Source organism: Mucilaginibacter ginsenosidivorans (assembly GCF_007971025.1).
Lineage (GTDB): Bacteria > Bacteroidota > Bacteroidia > Sphingobacteriales > Sphingobacteriaceae > Mucilaginibacter > Mucilaginibacter ginsenosidivorans.
Genome location: NZ_CP042436.1, coordinates 2,486,925 through 2,507,776, shown reverse-complemented (window position 1 = coordinate 2,507,776; position 20,852 = coordinate 2,486,925). Strand labels below are relative to the sequence as shown.

Genomic DNA, 20,852 nt, shown 5'->3' with positions numbered 1-20,852 from the left:
CTTTTAAACTTCAGGACAAAAGCATGAAAACTTCAAACAGGCGTAAATTTATTGCGACTGCAGCAACCGTTGTAGCCGGCACCGCAGCAGCTACAGCTTTGCCGTTGAACCCGGCTGAAAGTAAATATCCTTTGATACACCATGTATTTTTCTGGCTGAAGAACCCATCATCAAAAGAGGACCTGGACAAGTTAATTGCAGGTGTAAAAACTCTTGCCAAAATCGAGACCGTGCGCGAGTTACGGGTGGGCGTTGTAGCCAAAACCGAGAAACGCGATGTAGTGGATCAAAGCTGGGCCGTATCAGAGCATATGCAGTTCAGCGACCTGGCCGGGCAATTGGTTTACCAGACACACCCAGTGCACCTGGATTTTATCAAAAACTGCAGCCACTTGTGGGAAAAAGTTGTTGTATATGATGCGATGGACGTTTAATATAAAAAATGAGCCCGATTCTGCTCATCTGCTAATATAAATCTACCAACTATGAAAATATCCAGGAGAAAAGCTGTTAAAACCCTTGCGCTTGCCATACCCGCACTTAAGTTTATGCCTGGCTATGCATTCGGGCAAACTGTCCCTGCTATACAGGACGGCCCTTTTACAGGCACACGGGAGTCATTAAAAAGCTACGTGATACCCGAATGGTTCCGTGATGCCAAGTTTGGGATATGGGCACATTGGGGGCCGCAATCGGCCATAGAGGCAGGCGATTGGTATGCCCGCAATATGTATATGGAAGACAGCGGCCAATACAAGCACTTTGTAACCCATTACGGGCACCAGTCTAAGATCGGCTATAAGGATACCATCCCCAAGTGGAAGGCTGAAAAATTTGATGCCGACCACCTGGTGGGATTATACAAAAAGGCGGGTGCCAAGTATTTCATGTCGATGGGGGTGCACCATGATAATTTTGACTTATGGAACTCAAAATATAACCATTGGAATTCGGTAAAAATGGGTCCGAAGATCGATATCGTCGGTGAGTTTAAAAAGGCGACCCAAAAGCACGGATTAAAATTCGGTATCAGCGACCATCTTTGGATAAGCCCAAACTGGTTCTCGACCAGCAAAGGTGCGGATAAAGACGGCCCTTATGCTGGGATCAAATATGATGGCGCCAACCCGCAATATGCCAGCCTGTACGGCAATTCGCCAAAAGTTTACACCGACCTTCCCTGGAACGAAGACGGGATTCCGGAGAGCTGGAAAAAGCATTGGTTCCTGAGGATCAAAGACCTGGTGGACCAATATCAGCCCGACCTGCTTTATTGCGATGGGGCCATACCTTTTGAAGAACATGGTTTAAGCATGCTGGCCCACCTTTACAATCAAAGCGCGGCAAAAAACGGCGGCATTGCGCAGTCTGTTTATACCAGCAAACGGGCGGAAGATTCGCAGGTGGGCACCTGTGTTTTTGATGTGGAGCGCGGCGTGGTCGATTCTATCTGGCCACGGCCTTGGCAAACCGATACCTGCATAGGCGACTGGCATTACAACCGGGATACGGTGGGTCATTATAAGTCGGCCAAAACGGTGGTGGATATGCTGGTAGATATTGTGAGCCGCAACGGCAACCTGATGCTGAACTTCCCTTTGCCGGCAAGCGGCATGCTGGACAACGACGAGTTGGTTACGCTGGATGGTATAACCAAATGGATGGCCGTAAATAATGAAGCTATTTATGCAACCCGGCCCTGGAAAATATACGGCATCAGCCCGCCGGCTGTAGTACCAACCGGAACCTCGTTCAACGAAAGTAAACGGCTTGACCTTACTTATAATGATATTCGTTTTACCACCAAAGGCAAAACGCTGTATGCCTTTTTTATGGGTTGGCCACACAACGGGCAGTTGCTGATAAAGCCCTTAGCTGAAAATAATGCCCAGCGAACCGGGAAGATCGAGAACATCGAACTATTGGGATACGGGAAAGTTGAATATAGCAGGGATAATGAAGGCTTAAAAGTTAATTTACCATCGCAAAAGCCTTGCGAACACGCGTATGCTTTGAAACTTTCGGGCATCGATCTGACTTAACATGAATACACTTGTTTGCACGCAACCCGGAAATTTTGAATACCGGACCGCGCCGGAACCTGTTTTAACACCCGGCAATACCATTATCAAAATAAAACGCACCGGCATTTGCGGTACCGACCTGCATGCTTTTGAAGGCACGCAGCCTTATTTTGAATACCCCCGCATTTTGGGACATGAACTGGCAGGGGAGATTATTGAAACTGACAACGCCCCCGGGTTCGGGAAGGGCGAAGCAGTAACCATCATCCCCTACTTCAACTGTGGCAGTTGCGTTGCGTGCCGGTCGGGTAAGCCTAATTGTTGTGTGAACCTGAAGGTTTGCGGAGTGCATATTGATGGCGGCATGGCCGAATACCTGTCTGTCCCATCCTATTCGCTTGTCCATAGTAACGCCCTCAGCTATGATGAGCTGCCGCTGGTAGAGCCGCTGGCTATCGGCGCCCACGGTATCAGCAGGGCGAATGTTCGCCCCGGCGAGTTTGTATTGGTCATCGGCGCTGGGCCAATAGGCCTGGGGGCTATGGAATTTGCCCGCGTTGCCGGTGCGAAAGTTATCGCAATGGATGTCAATACATCGCGTTTGGCGTTTTGCAAAGACAAATTAAAAGTCGACCATATCGTAAACGCACTTTCAGAAAATGTTATCGGGCAGGTTAGGGAGATAACGCTTGGCGATATGCCCGGCGTAGTAATCGATGCGACAGGCAGTCAAAGGGCTATCAATAACGCCTTTCAATACATGGCCCACGGTGGCAGATACGTTTTAATAGGGCTACAAAAAGGAGAGATCAGTTTCAGTCACCCCGAATTTCATAAACGCGAAGGAACATTAATGAGCAGTCGCAATGCTACCCGTGCTGATTTCGAACTGGTGATGAATGCTCTTAAAAACAAACAGGTTGACCCACTAACCTATATTACCCACCGGGCAAAATTTGAGCAGGTGAAGGACGAGTTTCCTAATTGGTTTAAGGTGGAAACAGGGGTTATTAAAGCGATGGTGGAGATGTGATCATACCGGCTCAACAAGCGTGGCATTACCTTCGCCCTGCTGTCCCTGCTCTTCAAAATATTTCCTCCTCACCAAATGCGCCATCTTATGGTCGCCGGTATGGCTCCAGCCGGGGGGCATAAAAATGTACAGGACTTTATTTTTAATACCCGGCGCTTTGGCTATATCGCGACCGAGTGCGACCAGTTCGCCAAAATAAGCATCCAGGAAGCTATTTTTCTTCATCGGGCGGGTGATGCCATACTCGATAGGAATATCGCGGTATTCGGGCTGATAGGTGCCAAATACGCGGTCCCATATATTGAGCAGGTTACAATAATTGGTGTCCATATAGGCCGGGTTACGCGCATGGTGCACACGGTGAAAGGAAGGCGTCAGTACGATCTTGCCTAAAAAGCCAAAACGGGCATCTTTTACCAGGTTTTCGCCGATATGGATAAAGGCGCCCCAAAAGCCGTCGATAAACATGATAACGAACAGCATACCCGGATTTACGCCAAGCAGGATGCAAATGGTTGTACGTATCACGTCGGCATAAGGCGCCTCCAAAAAGAAATGAGCATAGGTTACCGACAGGTTCATGGATTCCGGCGCGTGGTGCGTAGAATGCAAACACCAAAGGATGCGGACCTTATGCGCCAGGAAATGGTAAACAAAATGGGCCAGTTCCCAAACAATATAGCCGTAAATAAACCAGTACCACGTAAAAGTGGTTTTGAAAATAGCATACCTGGCAAACCAGCCGATACAAAGGGCCACCATGGCAAAGGATATCACCCTGCCGATAAAAGCGTTCAGCACATAGGTAAAAAAAGATATTTTATAGTGGATAACTTTGAACCGTTTATAAAACGCGCCCCTGATTATTTCGATCAATAAGATGAACGGTATCAACGGACCCAACGCGGCCGTTACACCATGCCAGGTAAGCAGTTCATCATATTTGCCCGACTGCAGGATACCTATCAGATCGCCCAGGCCCCAGAAGCCCGTAAAATTGTCCCATATTGCTTTCAAAAATTCCATGGCAGATTGTTGGTCGACGCTAATTTAATGGTTTATAAAAAAATCGGCCGCCAAAATGAGGATTTTTGTACACAGTAATGTTAGCGTCCCCCATACCTCATTTGCGGCTCAAACTCAGCAAAAAAATTTGTACAATTTCGTTTATCAACTAAACAGACAATATGCTAATTCCAAATTAATTTATATTATACCGCATCTTAAAATTATAACCTAAGGTTAAATAAAAATATATAACCCATTCTATTTCAGTTGGTTAATTTTTTTAATAGATTTGGTATATCGTTTGCCACATACGCTCTGTTAACTTCTAAACTTAATTGACTATGAAGCGATTACTTTTTCTAACCAGCACCATATTCCTGTTTGTCGCTGTTGCAAATGCACAGACAAATAAAGCTGACCGCGCAATTAACAAGGCTAATAATTCTGTAAATAGTGCGACCAACAGCGTCAATAATGCAAGCGCCACCGGGGCCAACGCTGTTAGCGCAGCTGCTAATTCAGCATCGCAGGCGAAAAACCTTGCCGACCAGGTAAGCAACCTTTTTGGCGCGAAAAAGAAGCCTGAAAATGCTATCGTTATCAAGGTACCGGGTGCTAACCGTGCCAGGTTAAAAGAACTGTGCGCAGCTTTGAAGGAATGCCCCGGCGTTGATGCCAAAGGCCTTGACTATGACGACGGGCAGCAAACTATAACGCTCGACCGCTATAAAGGCAAATTGAATGATCTGCTGGACGACCTTGAAAAGAAAGCGCCTATGGTGACCGACAATAATGCGCATGCATCAAAACCGGATAATACCATCACCATTAACTTATAAAAAGCGCTTATCTTTTTGCGGATATATTACTGCAATTAGCAAACAGCAATTTGAAGTTCTTCCCATCGAGATCAACGGTATACACATTGGATACCATCGATTGTATCTTGCCGCCGGTAAACAATATCTTATCGCCCTGTAGCCATACGCCTGTTGCATAATATCCCTTAGGCGATAATCTTACCGACGTTTTATTGCCAATGTCGTATACAAAAGCGGCTGAAGGCGGCCCGTCATACCCGGGCTCATCAACGTCGCATGTATAGATCATCTTCTTCCCATCTTGCGAAAACAAAACCCGGTCTGTACTGCTCAGCCCAATACCTTTTACGACGTCGGTAACCTTGTAATCGTCAATAATATTGCCGCTGAGATCAAAAACAAATATATCGTCCAGGTTCTGGGCTACCACACTTTCGCTGTCACTTCTCCACGCCGGTGCATAACATTGCTCCTGCTTTTTGGTGATCACTTCGGGCGTACCATTGGCGCTGCCAATGACAGCTATTGACCAGTTGACCTTTTGTTCGTCAAAAACATGATAAGCGATATATTTCCCGTCGGGCGACCAGACCGGGCCATAGCAATTATGGCTGTTGGTATGCAATAAGGTCTTTTGCTTTGTGTTCAGGTCGATAACGCCTATCGTGCGATCGCCGCTTTTGCTATAAACTGTATAAGCCAGTTTTGTACCATCGGGCGATATGCAGGGATCGTGCCCCCGGGTAACCAGCACCTCCATTTTGCCGGCTAAGGAGTAAACACAAATGCCTTTTTTCTTTTCATAGGCATAATCGTAGGATCTAACCTGCGCACAAAGCCCGGATGTGCAGCAGCTTAGTATCAGTATCAAAATAACTTTCATTGTATGGGGGATCAGGTGCTAATAAAGATAAGCAATTTCCCTTACTATCAAAGAGTTATCGCCTTGCCTTGCTGGGGATAAATAAGATGCAGGCCCAGGTTATTTTCGGCAGCCAGTTGTTTCTTTATTTTTTCGATGCTGCTTTGTGGGGGCTTTACGTGCGTTACCACCAAATTTAAGCCACTGAGGGGGCCGGCCAGAGTTTGAAGCTTGTGCATTTCCTTCATCAGCCAGCGCGGTGTCAGGTGGCCGAATAGTAATTTATCAGGCTGTTCGTCTGGGAACGACACCTCGATCATGATCGCTTTCAGCTTTTTTGCCTTAATCAATGGGGCGATAGTTTGCCATACGGCTTCCAGGTTGTGGCTTTTTTCGACTTCGTCGGGGCCTGTATCGCCCAGGTACAAAACATAATTGTCTTTATTCCTGACCAGGAAAGCCGAGCTTGTAAGATTGGAATGGCTCAAAGGGAAAGCCTGAACCGTCATATCTGTGTTTTCGATAGGTGTTTCGGCAGTTGGGACAAGTGTTTTATAATGATATTTTATTAGTTGCGGTGTTTCACCTTCATCGGCAAAGTTTGCCCAGCTTTTCCGGGTAAAATAATGGGTTTTGAATGTTTCGATACAATCAGCAAAAGCGTAAATATTTTTCGCCGTATCATCAGGCGAATTGATGATCAATCCGGAAAGGTGGTCCAAATGCGAGTGCGATATAAGGTAGCCTTTGATGTATTTCCTTAATACTTGTTCGGCAGAAATATTAAAAACCTTATTATCAACGGCTTTTTGAATACCTGCATGCAACGTCCCGGCATCGAGACATACATAATTATTGCTGCCTGCAGGGGCAAACATGTAGGCCGACAGGTTACTCTCGTCTATCCCGCCTTTTACACCAAGCGGAACTATACTGAAAGAACCCTTTCCATCCTGGCCAAAAACCGCTGTACTGAAAAGCAGCGTCAACATGAATATGCAAAGGCGGTGTATCATCCCCAATTATTTACGGCTAAAAATAAGCAACCACAGTACATTAATGTCAATTTATTTAATTTCGCGGCATGAAAACCAGCCAGATCGTCGTTAAAGCCGTTACCCGGATATTTTTTGTCCTGCTGTTACTTGGCGCTTTCACCCTTTACCAGGATAGCAGCAAAATAACACATCTTTACTTTATCGGGAATAATAAATGGACGCTGGTTTTTCCGGCGTTGTTACTGGCAGGTTTTGCGGCCTTGTTCATCACCTGCGCTAAACAAAAATATACCAAAACCGACTGGAACTGGCTGTTAGTGCTCAATACAGTTGTCCTGATGATCTATTGTGTTACGCTTTATACCCGTATAACCGACCTGGTTAAATAGAAGTATCGGTCTTTGGCTTTTTCAGTCGCTTGCCTGTTATTTTCGGTGGCTCATAGTCTGCACCCAGCAGCAGCCCCCACGCTTTAAGGGTTTCGAGCCTGTCAAAAACAATTTTTAGCATTGCGATTACCGGTATCGCCAGGAACATACCTGACAAGCCCCATATCAGCTCGCCGATGACAATCCCGAGAAACGAGATGAGCGCATTCAACCTCACTTTCGAGCCAACTACCATCGGCAGCAATACATTTGAATCGATTATATGTATGCCCAGCACGCTGATCGCCACCCATAATGCATCCTGCGGCGTGCCGGTAGCGAATGTAATGAGCGAACTGAGAAATAATGCTGAAAAAATACCGATATAGGGAATAATATTGAACAACCCGACTATAATGCCCAGCAGTACCGCGTAGTTGATACCGAGCGCCAGGAATATGGTACATGCTACGCAGGATACGATAAACATCTCCAACAGCAGGCCAAGTATGTATTGCCTTAATATCTTTTGTATGTTCTCCACTATATCATAAACAATCTGCTGGTTTTCATCGCCCGATACCTGCAATAAAAACTTGAACAGCAATCGCCTGTACAACAATATCAGGAAAGTAAAAATGATGATAAAAGAATAGAACAGGAGTAACGACGAGAGTGCGCCAAAAGTGGTACCGATAACCGCCGTGCTCGACGACATGGCTTTGTTGGTGGCATTATGTACATAATCCATCTGCTTTTCCATGTTGACATGGAAGGTGCCCTGTATCCAGCCCTGCATATCCTCTATCGACCCGCTCACCTGCTTTTTCAGCATCGGCCAGTCATCAGCCAGCCTGGCAATTTGCGAACCTACCAGGTAAATAATGCCCCCGATAAAAGCGACCATAGCTATAATGGCTAAAAAAGATGCAGCGCTGCGGGGAAGGCGAATCTTCTTCTCAAAAAAATCGGCTATTGGTAACAGCAGGATCGAAAACAGGAAGCCAAAGATCAACGGATCGATAAAATCCTTACCCAATATAACGAGGTAACCTAATGCAGTAAGACCAACCAATACAAGCGCAAGCTTTTCGTAAAATGGATGTGCGGAGTTTTTTAAAGGCATAAGCTGGTATGTTTACCGGTTTCCGGCGGCATTTTTGTCTAAGTGAAAGATAAGTATAAATCTTTTACAGTAAACTCATCGCCCTAATAATAGTTTTGGAAAACCGCTTATCATTTGCCACGGGCTACAGGCACCGGCTTATGCAGGCTGTTGAGCTTAATTTTTGAAGAAGTAATGGTTTGCCCTTTTGGCGATACGATGATAGCATACGGCCACCATACAGAAGTGGCAGATTTTATACTGTAATCGATGTAATAACGATCCTGGCCTTTCAGTTGGCCGTTGGTTATAACAGAGTATTTGTTGTGGTTCGAATAAGGATCGTATATCTCAAGGTAAAAATTAGCGTCGGTCTGCTTATATCCCTTAACGAGCAGGAAGTGCCCCCAGCCTGCCGACTGCGTATCATAAAATTTTTGAACGTGCTGATAAACCGCTTCGTTGAGGGGAACGCTAAACATATCAAGGCATACGATCACCAGGTTACCATTGTCGATGCTTTTTTTAACCACGGCGGCTACATTGTCCAGTGTATCTACTGCGCTATTGATATTATTTTGCGCCAGGTAAAACTGTATATCGCTGGTGTACCACCAACCGCCGGATTCGGGTATCCTCGCGCGGGCATCAGCCGGGGTTTTGGTAAAAGTTGAATCGGCCCACTTAATGGCCATGGTAGACACGGTCGGGCCGCAATTGATACCCTGGTACTGGCTGCCATCAAATTGGTCGTAATAAAAATTGTATCCCCTATCGAGGCTGTTTTCGGCCTGTACATGCCCCAGTACGCCAAAATACTGCAGATCAGTACTTACATACACTTTAAAATTGAGCGAATTTTTGGCATCTTCCGAAAGCAGCGTAAAATCAACAGGCTGAGAAAAATCAATAACGCTGCCAGTTGATGCAGTGACATTATTCATCTTCGCATTGGTACCGGGCGATAACGTAAAATTGGCTGCAAGTTTATGCATGTCCGCATTCCGGGATACCACAACATGTATCTCGTGACGGACCGTATCGATAGTTGAGCCTATCAGTTGACCATCAATAGAAAACGTAAGGAGATCCTTGTTTAAAGAAACGCCTTGCGCCTTTTGTACTACTTTTGACGAGTCTTTTTTGCAGGCAGAAAAAAGCAAAACAAAGACAAAAAGCGACAGAATAAGGCAACGTTTTTTCATTTTAAAGCCCGTTTTAGTCAAAATTAATAAAAACTAAAATGGCTTAAGCAAGAAAAATGACTAAGAATTTAGTTGGCATGTCAAAAAGTGAGATCAGCTTATTTCAGCACGGTCAATCTTTCCAATACCTGGCGGATGGAAGCATCAATGATCTGCTGCGGCTGCATGCTGAATTGTTGCGTTATCCGGTTGGCCAGTATGACATTAAAGGAGATGGCCCTGTGCCCAAGAATGGACGCCATGCCATAAATGCCGGCCGTTTCCATTTCCAGATTTGTGATATGTTGGGTGCCCAATGAAAACCTTTGAATTGCCTCCATTAATCCGGCGGTGGCGAGTTTCGCCCTGACCTCTCTTCCCTGCGGAGCATAAAAACCGGGGGCGCTAATGGTGATGCCTTGCGGAAGCCCTTTTGCAAGGAGACCAATTAATGATCTGTCGGCGGATGCAACATAAGGTGTGAAGGGATGGATTCCTGGTAACGCTGCCTTAAATTCATTTATCAGCTGTTGTTCGACGGCTGATAGTCTTTGCTGATAATAATGCATCAGGGTATCCATTCCGAAGGCCATTTCGGAAACCAGCAGGCTATCCACCGGTATATCAGCCTGTATGGCGCCTGATGTTCCGATGCGGACAATATCCAGGCTTTTTATTTCTTTTTTAGGCTGCCGGGTTGAGAGATCGATGTTTACCAGTGCATCAAGCTCGTTCATCACGATATCGATGTTGTCCGTCCCGATACCGGTGGACAGTACCGTCAGCCGTTTACCACCGACAGTACCTGTATGTGTGGTAAACTCGCGTTTTGATTTTTTGAGTTCGATATGATCAAAATATTTACTTACCTCTCCTACCCGGTCGGGGTCGCCTACGGTTATTACCGTACCGGCAACATCGCCGGGCAATAAATTCAGGTGATAAACGCTGCCGTCGGCGTTAAGTATCAGGTCGGTTTCAGAAATCCGGTTCATCGAAGTAAATGTAATTAACAATACAAATAAAACCGTTTTTATCATTGATTTGTTAAGGAAATATTATCTACTTAAAACATACTACCATGGCAAAATATTCAGAAAAAGCAGGAGAAAAAGTTGAAAAAGCCATGCACGAAATGCATGAGGGCAAACTCAAAAGCGGCAAAAGCGGCAAAAAAGTGACCAGCCGCAAGCAAGCTATAGCGATCGGGCTTTCAGAGGCACGTGAAGAAGGTGCTAAGGTGCCGAAGAAGAAGAGTTTATAGCTATGTCATTTCGACGAGGAACGAGGAGAAATCTTATATAAGCGATACCGCTTCTGTATAGTGTATAAGATTTCTCACTACGTTCGAAATGACATTTTTATTTACCCGTGAAAGCATCCAATATTTTCATCAATGTCACCGCCTCTTCAATCGGGCAGGGGTTCGGTCCTTCGCCCCTGAAATAGGCAACAATCTTCTCGATCATCGGCTGCTGAATATGCTCGGGATGAGTGAAGGTTATGGTTTGCTTGTCCTGTTCATTTTCCCAGGTTACGAAATTACCAAAGAATGGGAAGCTGATCTTTCCGGCAGTACCAATTATCTCGCACAGATCAATGGACTGGCTTTCGGCAACATTAAAACTCCATGAGCCGTTGACCACCACCTTGTTTTTGAATAATATTTCGCCGCAAACATGGTCGTCCGCAAGGTAGGTATTTGATTGATTTAACGAGAATCCATGATATTTTTCCGGTTCGCCAAAAAAGTAAAGCATCAGGTCAAGCTGGTGGGGCGCCAGGTCGTGGAAATACCCGCCGCCTGATAATTCAGGGTTCACCCGCCAGTTAGTTTCCGAGTTGGCTACCAGATCGGGTTTTATGCTCTTCCACATCCTGATCTGGACGGTCCTTACGTCGCCGATGACATGCTTCGCCAGCAGGTCCTTCACATAAAGAAACATTGGCAGCGCGCGGCGGTAATGAGCGACCGTGAGTTTGCCATTATATTGCCTCACGGCGTCAGCCATTGCCTGTGCCTCCTGCGAGGTCCGGGTGACCGGCTTTTCGACATAAACGTTCAGGCCCTTTTTTAGCGCGGCAATGGCATATTCCAAATGCGAAGCGGGGGGGTTGCCACTGATACAGCAGTAACTTCTGCGTCGTTCAGCAACTCACCGGCATTGGCATACCAGCGGTCCACGTGATGGCGTGCGGCATAATCGGCGACTTTGGCAGCGTCGCGGCGCATTACCGCAACCAATTTGCTGTTTGGCGCTTTATTATAGGCCTGCCCGCTTTTTTTTTCGGTTACGTTACCGCAACCGATTATACCCCATTTAACTTTATTCATGGTTTATTTAAATATTATAAGGCGTATAGTTGACTCACCCGGTCATCATTTCACTCAACCACCCTCTCTACGGCAAGCCGTAAAGAGGGACTTTTAATTATCGCGATTTACAAAACCCTCTTTGCGCCAAAGGCGGAGAGAGGGTGACCCAGCGAAGCGTCGGTCGGGTGAGTCAAACGCGCCATTTATTTCAGAATACCTTCTATCTGCCCTAACTCCTCCGACGAAAATTCGATATTATCCAAACATTTCAATGAATCTGCCAACTGTTCAGGGCGGCTTGCACCAATTAATACTGAAGTCACGCGCTGATCTTTCAGCAACCAGGCCAGGGCCATCTGCGCTAACGTTTGATCGCGTTTAAGGGCAATATCATTTAGTTTTCTAATCTGTGTTATTCTTTCGTCTGTTACCTGGCTCACCTGCAAAAACCCAGTCGATTTTGCAGCGCGCGAGTCTTCAGGAATTCCATGCAAGTATTTGTTCGTTAATAACCCCTGCGCCAATGGCGAAAAAGGTATACAACCTACACCTTCCTGCTCCAGTACATCCATCAAACCGCCTTCTACCCAGCGCTCAAACATGGAATATTTAGGTTGATGTATCAAACAAGGCGTTCCCAGCTTTTTCAATATGGCTATAGCTTTAGCGGCCTCATCAGCCGGGTAATTGGAAATACCCGCATATAATGCCTTTCCCTGGCGAACGATCAGGTCGAGCGCGCTCATCGTTTCTTCAAGCGGCGTTTCAGGATCGGGCCGGTGGTGATAAAAAATATCGACATAATCCAAACCCATACGCTGCAGGCTTTGATCAAGACTGGATACCAGGTACTTTTTCGAACCCCAGTCGCCGTAAGGGCCGTCCCACATGGTATAGCCCGCCTTGCTTGAGATGATAAGCTCATCACGATAGCCGCGGAAATCTTTTTTTAACAGTATACCAAAATTTTCTTCGGCCGAACCCGGGGGCGGACCATAATTATTTGCCAAGTCGAAATGGGTGATGCCGCAGTCAAAGGCAAGATGTAATATCTTGCGAAAGTTATCCATCACATCCACACCGCCGAAGTTGTGCCAAAGCCCAAGCGAAACTGCGGGTAGTTTTATGCCGCTGCGCCCGCAACGGCGATAGATCATATTTTTGTATCGGTTGGAAGATGGAAGCCAGGTCATTTTGGAAATTGATTTAGTGCGCCCTAAAGTAAGGTTTTTATATAAAAAATGTTTGTTCAATACTCCCTATTTCAGAAAAGAGCCCGGCAAAGCCTCGATGTGATTTACCAGCATCTGTTCTTTTGCCCAATCCCTTAATTGCGCCAAAAAAGGGAGCAATTCCCGGCCCGGTCCGGTTAAAGAATATTCAACTTTCGGGGGAACCTCAACATAAACTTTTCTTTCGATCAGTCCATCGTCTTCCAATTCTCTCAGCGCTTGCGTAAGCATTTTGGCCGTAACACCCGTAACTGTTCTTCTCAACTCACCATAGCGCAGGGTTCCCAAACGGAGCCGCCACAAAATTCTCCCTTTATATTTCCCGCCGATACGCTGAAAAGCATAGTCAATGCCGCACTTTGGCTCCGGATGTTTGGTTCTTTTTTCCATTCCATTAAAATTAATCTATCTAACAATCAGCATGGTAACTATCTGGTAACCTGGTTACTTTTTTGTGCATACTTGATTCGCCCATTTCACAAATATAGCTTTGAAGCATGAAAACGAGATTGATTTTAAGCTTTTTCCTGCTGATGTGCAGCTTTGTACAAGCACAAAACAAAATGATGAAACAGAGCTTTGCGGGCACTTATACCTTGCTTGTGGTTGATAATATAAGGCCCGATGGCAGCAGGGTACATCTTTACGGCGAAAACCCAAAAGGTATGCTGATACTTGATGCGGCCGGCAATTACAGCCTGCAAATATTAAGCGCGAACCGGGTAAAATTTGGATCGGCTGATAAAAGCAAGGGAACAGACGAAGAAAACCGCCAGGCGGTACAAGGAAGTAATTCCCATTTTGGAAGATACGTGTTAGATAGCCCGAAACACACTATTACATTTATGATCGACCATGCTTCGTTCCCCAATTGGGAAGGAACCAGGCAAGTAAGGCCATTTGAGTTTGACGGTAAGGTTTTTAAATACACTGTTCCGTCACCAACAACCGGCGGAGCAGCGACCGGCGAAGTTATTTGGGAAAAGCAATAAAACAGCTAACTACTAGTTTACTTTTATATATTACCGGTATTAAATACCATACCGCCAAAAAACTAATGCGGTAATAGTACCTTTGAAATATGAAAAGCAATCTTTTAAAACCGTTTTTACCTTCTATCCTACTGATCTTATTAAGTATTACATCAAAAGCACAGGTTTCTAAAGACCCCAATGTTTTATTAGGCTTGAAGACCCCCTGGACAAGCAGCGAATTGATAGAACCATCTGCATTAGCTGCCGATCTGAAGACCAACAGCACCACAACTCCGCTGATATATAATATAGGTGCAGTGGAAAATATTAAAGGTGCCAGGCATATCGGTTCGGCAAGTAATGCCGAAAACCTGGAAAAATTGAGAAGTACGGTGAAGGACCTGCCCAAAAATACGACTATCGTGATCTATTGCGGTTGCTGTCCTTTTTCGAAGTGCCCCAATGTAAGCCCGGCATACCTTGAGCTGAAAAAGCTTGGATTTTCAAATATTAAAGTGCTCGACCTGGCGACTAACCTGAAGACCGACTGGATAGATAAAGGTTACCCGCTTGGAAAATAGTGGCATAACTCTTAGCCGATTTAGCCCTTGTCAAACTACTTCGGCTACCACAAAGGTACTTCCGCCGGCAAATACCAGGTCGTCTTCGCCGGCATTGGCCCGTGCCGCATTAAACGCCGTTAAAACAGACGGATAAGTTTTACCCTGCAACCCGAAGCTCTCTGCTTTCTGCTTGAGTATCTCCGCTTCCAATCCGCGCGGAATGTCTGGTTTACAGAAGTAGTAAATCGCATCACCGGGCAGCATAGCCAGTATTTTGCTAATGTCCTTATCGTTTACCACGCCCATCACAAAATGAAGACGATGGTAATCAACGCTGCGGATATTTTTCAGCACCTCGGTAATACCTTCGGGATTATGGCCGGTATCGCAAATTGTTAGTGGGTGGTGGTTCAGCACTTCCCAGCGTCCGTGTAAACCCGTCAGCGTTTTAACTTGCCGCAGCGCCTCCCTGGTATGTTCATCTGTAATAACAAAGCCCTGGTGTCTCAATTCCCCTACTGCCGACAAAACTGCTTTTACATTTTTAAGCTGGTAGGTCCCCGGCAGATCAAGTTGCAAATGATAATTCATCAGCGGTGAATCGCTTTTGACTATCACAAAATCCAACTTTTCTTTAATGCTGTCCAGCCCCGGCTTTTCAACGGTAGTTTCCCTGATATCCCAAAGCGCGGAAGCAAAAGCGATGGGGGCATTTTCCAGTTCGGCCTTAGTTGTAAAAACATCGGCAACCTCGGACTGGTATTCTCCTATGATAACCGGTACACCAGGTTTAATAATTCCTGCCTTTTCCCCTGCTATCAGTTGCAGCGTATCGCCAAGCATATTAACATGGTCCCATCCGATATTGGTTATAACCGAAAGCAAAGGCGTTATTACATTGGTCGAATCCAGCCTTCCGCCTAATCCAACCTCAATAACAGCAATATCAACACTCTCCTTGGCGAAGGCATCAAAGGCCATGGCTACGGTCATCTCAAAAAAGGATGGTTTTATCTCCTCAAAATCGGTTTTATGACCAGCCACAAAATCAACCACATGCTGCTCGCTGATCATATCGCCATTGATGCGGATACGTTCCCTAAAATCCTTTAAATGAGGCGATGTGTAAAGCCCGGTTTTGTAACCTGCCGTCTGCAATATCGCCGCCAGCATGTGCGATGTCGAGCCCTTACCATTGGTACCGCCGACATGAACGCTTTTGAATTGATGCTGAGGATTGCCGAGCCGCTCACACATCTCCAGGGTATTGGTCAGGTCCTTTTTAAATGCCGACGCGCCATCCCGGGTGAACATCGGGAGCTGGCTGTAGAGGTAATCGAGGGTGGCTTTGTAGTCCATTGTTCAGTTGGCAGTTTGCAGGAAGCAGTTGCCATTAATATGGAGCAAAATTATACAATTTGATTTTGCAAACTGCGAACTCAAAACTGCAAACTGAATTATTGCACTTTGAAAACAAAGGTAACAAACCCAATTTGTGTGTCGGGGGCAGTGTCAAGGGCGTTCAGCTTGGCATTCCTAACAGCGTTCTCACATCGCTGGAACAGGTCATAATCGCTTATCGTAGTGCCTTTTGCCCCCGCTTTCGCCGATATGACGTTACCCTGTTTGTCCACGTGTATTTCTACCACTATCTTGCCTGTGCTGCGGTGGTTATCTTCTACCTTTGGGCTCGAGACGAAGCTACGCTGGTCCATCCGCAGGTTACCGCCATTGCCCGATCCGGTGCCATTATAATTATTTGCCAGCGTTGATCCTGTTGGCTTGCCCTGGTTGCCCGGGGTGTTCGTGGTACCGTCACCTTCGCCCGCGCCGCCCGTGCTTTTGCCTTTGTAAAGCGCGTTTTGGTTAAGTGTGGGTTTGGCCGGCTTGGTAACAGGCTGTGTAGCTACCGCCGTGCTATGCGCTTTGGGGTTGCTGTTCACCTCCGGCGCATCCTCGGTATTTTGCGTAACCACCTTTTTATCGCTTTGCTGCTCAACCGCTTTCTGGGGCGTGGGCTGCGTTTCGGTTATTTTAGTGGGCTTGGTATGATTCGGTTTTTCGGCTTTTGAAGGCTCTTCGGTACTCATGTAATCGCTGCCCATACCTTCGTCGGTAGTGCCGTAGTTAACCAATATGCCCCCTGTTCCCATCTCGGGCGGCGGCGGACTGGTGAATACAATAAAATAGCACATCGCCATCAGTACGGCCATAATAATGCCCGTAGCCAGAAACGCTTTAGGGTAATTATTTTCCTCCTGTTGCTGATATTCCATTTCTTTTAGTCAATTGTCACTGGTCAATAGTGAACGGGGGTACGAAATATTGACCACTCACTATTCACAATTCACCCCTTGGGTTCCGTTGCCAAAACCAGTTTGATATTCATTTTTTGCGCTATGTCCATTATCTGCACCACGTTCTGTATCGAAACGGTGCGGTCGACGGCCAAAACGATCGTCAATTCCGCGGTCTGTTGTTTGTACGTCATCAGGGTAGCCTGCATATCTTCTATTTTAACGGGCTTGTTGTTAACCGTATATTTCAGGTCCTGCGTTATGGTTACCGAGATTGTCTTTTTCGATACTGCCTGCCCCGAGGACGATTTCGGCAACAATAGCTTAATTACGTTAGGGTTGGTTATAGCCGAAGCGATGAGGAAAAAAAGCAGCAGGAAGAACATGATATCGTTCATCGCCGAGGTTTGAACTTCGGCCGGTATCCTATTGTGTCTTTTTCTCAGGTTCATTTGCTTGGCTCTTCTAATAGGTCGATAAATTCAATAGCGTCGGTCTCCAGTTTCAATATAACTTTATCCACCATCATGTTCAAAATGTGGTAGCATACATAAGCTACGATACCTACCATCAGGCCCGCGGCCGAGGTCACCATCTTTACATAAAGCCCCCCGGATATAACGCCCATACTGATATTATCTGTTTTGGATATGTCATAAAAAATCTTGATGACCCCGTAAATCGTTCCCAAAAACCCGAACATCGGCGCTATACCGGCTATAATACCCAGGATATTGATATTCTTTTCCAATTTGGATACTTCCAGTTTACCAATATTCTCGATGGCTCCTTCGATATCCTTTATCGGTCTGCCGATACGAAGCAAACCTTTTTGGAGCATACGGCCCAGCGGCGAATTGCTGTTGCGGCAAATAGCTATCGCCGACTCCAGTTTGCCCGTGAGTATACTCGTACGTACCTGGCTCATCAGGTTCGACTCATCCTTAGCGGCCTTACGTATGGTAAAATAGCGTTCAAAAAATATGACCAGGCCAAGCACAGCCAAAAGACCGATGGGCAGCATTATCCATCCGCCCTTGATCAGCAGATCGCCAAACCGCAGATCGTCCTGCGCTGCAACTTGTGGTAAATTTTTAGCCGTATCGACCAATTTGTGCGTGGTATCGACTATTTGCGCTAATAGCATCATTTTTTCTTTGGTATGTATGGTTGTATGTAAATGAATTTCTTATTTATCCCGGTAATATTTAAAATACTGTCATGCGCCCTTTGAGCATCTGCCTTGTTAAAATAGGTGCCCAGTGTAATTTTATAGTAGTTCCTTAAAGCATGTTTCAGCAGGCGCGGCTTCAACCCAAGACTTGCATAGTTTTTCAACGCCTCGTTAACTTTAGGTAACGATTTAAAGGCTCCTCCCAATATATCGTAGTGCCTTATCGCAAATGTATCTACAACTGCAGTTGTCGCCGTCGTATCCCGTGGCGCGGCGCTTTTAACCGTATCCTGTTTTTTTACCGGCGCCGGCGGTGGGCCATTGATAATAATGGTAGTATCAACCGGTCGTTTCTTGCCAAACCATTCAGGCTTATATTGATAGCTGACACCAAACGCCAGCAGCAGCACCATGATCACCAGCAATATCACTACCCATTTCCTTCCGCTGCTCCTGGGTTCCTCCTCCACATATTCATAACCAGTTTGCTCTTCATCTGTGTTGATATCCGAAACCTCTTCCTCAGCCGGTCCTTCCCACACCGGCGTTTCAACAGCAGCCGGGATCTCTTCCGCCTGCTCATCAACCGGCGCTGCGTCCTGCGTTAAAGGCTCGTCTTCCACTACAGCCGCTTCGGTCGCCTTGTAAGGCTCAACCGGCGCAAGCCCATAAAATGCAGGGTCATTAGCCTGCACATTTTTATCGGCTTTAAAGGTTAACGTCGAATATTCATAAAACAATATGCCAAGGCCGGTGATAGTTGCACTTTGTGACGAGGCTTCCTGCTGAATACCTGCCGCATATTTTTCGATAAAATACTTAGCCGATGCAGGCGAAATGTTTTTTTTCTGCGAAATATAATCGGCCAGACCACTGTCTTCAGTCGGTTCAGGATCGAAGACTATCTCGTGATGCGGGGGATAAAATTTACCATCCGCCTCATTGTAGTAGCCATTAACGCGCTTTTGGGAAAAAACTCCTATCCCCGGCACATTTACCTCGCCTTGCAAGCCCAGTAATTCGTTTATATAAATGGCTAAATCCATCCCAACTTATTAAAAATCAGGCAACACCAACAGTTAAAAATGAAACCCGACACCGCCAAATATATTAAATCCGTAGCTAGGATAGTATAGCCAAACCTGATTTGTTGAATTTAAGATGTTATTCACCTGCCCGAATATCGATATGCGGTTGTTGATCTTATACTCTACGCCGCCGTTCAGATCGGCAAAGCCTTTTATAGTTACCACGTTTACGACCGGCGGATCGCCAAGCGTTAACGGCGCAGTATAAGTACGGTCGAACGTGCTGCCGCGGTAATATAAGGTGCCGTTCACTGTCAGCTGTTTAGTGATATGTACCGTTGCCCCGGTCGTCAGCTTGAACTTAGGCAGGTTCCATGCCTCTGCCTCGGTGGTCAGTTCGTAATTTTTAAACTCAACACGGCCAAAAAGGTCGAAATCTTCTGATGCCCTGAAGTCCAGTTCGCCGTTAAAACCACTTATCTTCGAATTGCCGCCATCATAAATAACCGAGAATTTATTATTTGTGCCGGTAAATGTGGTATTGGCAAACATCGGCAGGTTTTTCACACTGTTACGGAATACGGTGGCCTTAAAGCCCAGTCCGGGTGCTATAGTTCCTTTTAAACCTAAACTCAGGTCCAGTTTGTCGACAGAGTTGATAATGGTTATATTTTGACCGATGAACGGATTTTCGTCTGAAAAGTCGCGCAGGGATGCTTTGTTAACGTCGCCCCTGGCCTCGCCGAATAACCGCAAATACTTAGGTATTACCTGCAATTCGAGCCTCACGGCAGGGAAAACAAACGGACGTGAAGAAAACCCGAACTCGCGTACCAGGTTCAGACCGGCATCGATCTTATAAAAATCTCCCTGGAACTTCAGGTACGGGTTCAACCGCACGAGGCTGTTGCTGTACGAGTAAAGGCTATCCTTTTGGGTGCCGAGGTCGAGCGAGGCATTCAACCCGGCATAGAACTGTTTTACGGTTTCGTTGATGAACCCGGTCAATACCAGGTTGTTTTCGCTGGCCTGGAAAGCGTCGTTCCATTTATAACCGTCAACCTTCACCGCGTAAGTAAAGGCATTGGGTTCATCCTTAAAGTTTTTAGTGATCTCGGCCTCGCCGCTCAGGGTGCTGAAATGCTGTTTCTGCGGTGTAAATGCACCCGGGGGATTAAGTTCGTCAAAACCGTAGAAATACGTACCCCTGCGTTTGTAATTAACCCTTGCACTAAAGGTGTTATCATCCGTTATCCCCTTAACAAAACCACCTATCTCGTCGCGCATTTCGTTTTGTTTATTGATGGAACCACTTTGCGCCAGGTGTTTGGCAAATGCGCCTATCTGCAAAGCCTCGTCCTTGCCATTGTTCACATAAAGTTCGCCGTAGGTCGTTTTGAGGTTGCCCACGCCCAGCCTCGCATAATTATTGGAAGGTACCGAGTCAACCTCGGGCGGCATTTTCATCGGATCAAGCTGGCGGATATCGGTGTTGCGTTCTAAACGTTTATCGAGTGTCACATAAGTAAGCGGCGCTTTAAAAGGCGTCTTGTCGGACAGGTCGGGGTTAAGGCGTATTTTAACCGCATCGGCCAATACCGGCTTGTAATTCGTCGTCACAATGATCTCTTCCGACAAGCTGCCCCCGCTTTGCTGCTTACCTTTTTGGGTGGTATCCTGCGCGGTAGTCTTTGCTGTGGTTGCTGCAGGCTTAGCTGCCGGCTTTTTCGCCGGTGCTTTTTTTGTTGTTTTTGTATTCTTTTTAGATGTTTTGTTCTGTGCGTTAGCAGGAGCAAGGAAAAACACCATTACTAAGGCAAGAAGCGCGTATATATATCTGAATTTCATCTTTCTGTCCTCTTAT

At 46.2% G+C, this 20,852-nt stretch carries 23 protein-coding genes and 1 pseudogene; 8 read left to right on the top strand and 16 right to left on the bottom strand.

Going from position 1 to position 20,852, the window contains the following annotated elements; translation table 11 throughout:
* Positions 1–23: 23 nt before the first annotated feature.
* From FRZ54_RS11490 to FRZ54_RS11480, 3 genes are read left to right on the top strand one after another with little or no spacing between them, the layout of a single operon-like run.
* Positions 24–434: a Dabb family protein gene (locus FRZ54_RS11490; protein WP_147031749.1), complete on the top strand. Its 411-nt coding sequence runs from the start codon at positions 24–26 to the stop codon at positions 432–434.
* A gap of 51 nt (positions 435–485) precedes the next feature.
* The gene (locus FRZ54_RS11485; RefSeq protein ID WP_147031748.1) at positions 486–2,042 is read left to right on the top strand and encodes an alpha-L-fucosidase; all 1,557 of its coding nucleotides are present in this window, start codon (positions 486–488) and stop codon (positions 2,040–2,042) included.
* A gap of 1 nt (position 2,043) precedes the next feature.
* Positions 2,044–3,057: a zinc-binding alcohol dehydrogenase family protein gene (locus FRZ54_RS11480; RefSeq protein ID WP_147031747.1), complete on the top strand. Its 1,014-nt coding sequence runs from the start codon at positions 2,044–2,046 to the stop codon at positions 3,055–3,057.
* Here FRZ54_RS11480 and FRZ54_RS11475 read toward each other — a convergent pair whose 3' ends face one another.
* A complete protein-coding gene (locus tag FRZ54_RS11475) occupies positions 3,058–4,083 on the bottom strand; it encodes a sterol desaturase family protein (protein ID WP_147031746.1) in 1,026 nt (341 codons plus the stop codon).
* 323 nt (positions 4,084–4,406) lie between these two features.
* Here FRZ54_RS11475 and FRZ54_RS11470 point away from each other — a divergent pair, with 323 nt between their 5' ends.
* Positions 4,407–4,904, top strand: a complete 498-nt coding sequence (locus FRZ54_RS11470; protein ID WP_147031745.1) for a hypothetical protein — start codon at positions 4,407–4,409, stop codon at positions 4,902–4,904.
* A gap of 7 nt (positions 4,905–4,911) precedes the next feature.
* On the opposite strand, the gene FRZ54_RS11465 is transcribed toward FRZ54_RS11470, so the two are convergent.
* Positions 4,912–5,769: a TolB family protein gene (locus FRZ54_RS11465; RefSeq protein ID WP_147031744.1), complete on the bottom strand. Its 858-nt coding sequence runs from the start codon at positions 5,767–5,769 to the stop codon at positions 4,912–4,914.
* A gap of 47 nt (positions 5,770–5,816) precedes the next feature.
* The gene (locus tag FRZ54_RS11460; RefSeq protein WP_228462694.1) at positions 5,817–6,740 is read right to left on the bottom strand and encodes an MBL fold metallo-hydrolase; all 924 of its coding nucleotides are present in this window, start codon (positions 6,738–6,740) and stop codon (positions 5,817–5,819) included.
* 92 nt (positions 6,741–6,832) lie between these two features.
* Between FRZ54_RS11460 and FRZ54_RS11455 the strand changes: the two genes are divergently transcribed.
* On the top strand, positions 6,833–7,135 hold the full coding sequence (locus tag FRZ54_RS11455; RefSeq protein ID WP_147031742.1) for a hypothetical protein: 303 nt from the start codon (positions 6,833–6,835) through the stop codon (positions 7,133–7,135).
* Here FRZ54_RS11455 and FRZ54_RS11450 read toward each other — a convergent pair.
* The 3 genes from FRZ54_RS11450 to FRZ54_RS11440 form a co-directional block, all read right to left on the bottom strand.
* Positions 7,128–8,240 carry an AI-2E family transporter gene (locus tag FRZ54_RS11450; protein WP_147031741.1) on the bottom strand — a complete coding sequence of 371 codons (1,113 nt, stop codon included), beginning with the start codon at positions 8,238–8,240 and terminating at the stop codon, positions 7,128–7,130. The two genes, FRZ54_RS11455 and FRZ54_RS11450, sit on opposite strands and share 8 nt — an antisense overlap.
* Positions 8,241–8,350: 110 nt before the next feature.
* Positions 8,351–9,424, bottom strand: a complete 1,074-nt coding sequence (locus FRZ54_RS11445; RefSeq protein WP_147031740.1) for a C39 family peptidase — start codon at positions 9,422–9,424, stop codon at positions 8,351–8,353.
* Positions 9,425–9,522: 98 nt separating this feature from the next.
* A complete protein-coding gene (locus tag FRZ54_RS11440; RefSeq protein WP_147031739.1) occupies positions 9,523–10,398 on the bottom strand; it encodes a nucleoside phosphorylase in 876 nt (291 codons plus the stop codon).
* Positions 10,399–10,484: 86 nt separating this feature from the next.
* Between FRZ54_RS11440 and FRZ54_RS11435 the strand changes: the two genes are divergently transcribed.
* Positions 10,485–10,667 (top strand): DUF6496 domain-containing protein, encoded by a 183-nt coding sequence (locus FRZ54_RS11435; protein ID WP_147031738.1) that lies wholly within the window; start codon positions 10,485–10,487, stop codon positions 10,665–10,667.
* Positions 10,668–10,764: 97 nt separating this feature from the next.
* Here the strand turns inward: FRZ54_RS11435 and FRZ54_RS24700 are convergent, their stop codons facing one another.
* From FRZ54_RS24700 to FRZ54_RS11420, 4 genes and pseudogenes are all read right to left on the bottom strand, one after another.
* Positions 10,765–11,349, bottom strand: a complete 585-nt coding sequence (locus tag FRZ54_RS24700) for a Gfo/Idh/MocA family protein (protein ID WP_228462725.1) — start codon at positions 11,347–11,349, stop codon at positions 10,765–10,767.
* A 78-nt stretch (positions 11,350–11,427) separates the two neighbouring features.
* Positions 11,428–11,738 (bottom strand): annotated as a pseudogene (locus FRZ54_RS24695) (Gfo/Idh/MocA family protein); the annotation flags it as partial.
* 185 nt (positions 11,739–11,923) lie between these two features.
* Positions 11,924–12,913, bottom strand: coding sequence for an L-glyceraldehyde 3-phosphate reductase (mgrA, locus tag FRZ54_RS11425; protein ID WP_147031737.1), 990 nt, complete (start codon positions 12,911–12,913; stop codon positions 11,924–11,926).
* Positions 12,914–12,979: 66 nt separating this feature from the next.
* A complete protein-coding gene (locus FRZ54_RS11420; RefSeq protein WP_147031736.1) occupies positions 12,980–13,342 on the bottom strand; it encodes a winged helix-turn-helix transcriptional regulator in 363 nt (120 codons plus the stop codon).
* Positions 13,343–13,449: 107 nt separating this feature from the next.
* Between FRZ54_RS11420 and FRZ54_RS11415 the strand changes: the two genes are divergently transcribed.
* Positions 13,450–13,944 (top strand): lipocalin-like domain-containing protein, encoded by a 495-nt coding sequence (locus tag FRZ54_RS11415; protein ID WP_147031735.1) that lies wholly within the window; start codon positions 13,450–13,452, stop codon positions 13,942–13,944.
* Between the two features lie 89 nt (positions 13,945–14,033).
* Positions 14,034–14,507: a rhodanese-like domain-containing protein gene (locus tag FRZ54_RS11410; protein WP_147031734.1), complete on the top strand. Its 474-nt coding sequence runs from the start codon at positions 14,034–14,036 to the stop codon at positions 14,505–14,507.
* 30 nt (positions 14,508–14,537) lie between these two features.
* Here the strand turns inward: FRZ54_RS11410 and FRZ54_RS11405 are convergent, their stop codons facing one another.
* The 6 genes from FRZ54_RS11405 to FRZ54_RS11380 form a co-directional block, all read right to left on the bottom strand.
* Positions 14,538–15,848, bottom strand: coding sequence for a bifunctional folylpolyglutamate synthase/dihydrofolate synthase (locus FRZ54_RS11405; protein WP_147031733.1), 1,311 nt, complete (start codon positions 15,846–15,848; stop codon positions 14,538–14,540).
* A 98-nt stretch (positions 15,849–15,946) separates the two neighbouring features.
* Complete coding sequence (locus tag FRZ54_RS11400; RefSeq protein ID WP_147031732.1) at positions 15,947–16,765, bottom strand: energy transducer TonB; 819 nt, start codon at positions 16,763–16,765, stop codon at positions 15,947–15,949.
* A gap of 71 nt (positions 16,766–16,836) precedes the next feature.
* Positions 16,837–17,238 (bottom strand): ExbD/TolR family protein, encoded by a 402-nt coding sequence (locus FRZ54_RS11395; protein ID WP_147031731.1) that lies wholly within the window; start codon positions 17,236–17,238, stop codon positions 16,837–16,839.
* Positions 17,235–17,936: a MotA/TolQ/ExbB proton channel family protein gene (locus FRZ54_RS11390; RefSeq protein WP_147031730.1), complete on the bottom strand. Its 702-nt coding sequence runs from the start codon at positions 17,934–17,936 to the stop codon at positions 17,235–17,237. The genes FRZ54_RS11395 and FRZ54_RS11390 overlap by 4 nt, the downstream gene beginning before the upstream one ends.
* A complete protein-coding gene (locus tag FRZ54_RS11385) occupies positions 17,933–19,006 on the bottom strand; it encodes an HU domain-containing protein (RefSeq protein ID WP_147031729.1) in 1,074 nt (357 codons plus the stop codon). The genes FRZ54_RS11390 and FRZ54_RS11385 overlap by 4 nt, the downstream gene beginning before the upstream one ends.
* A gap of 33 nt (positions 19,007–19,039) precedes the next feature.
* Positions 19,040–20,836, bottom strand: coding sequence for a TonB-dependent receptor (locus FRZ54_RS11380; RefSeq protein WP_147031728.1), 1,797 nt, complete (start codon positions 20,834–20,836; stop codon positions 19,040–19,042).
* Positions 20,837–20,852: the final 16 nt, after the last annotated feature.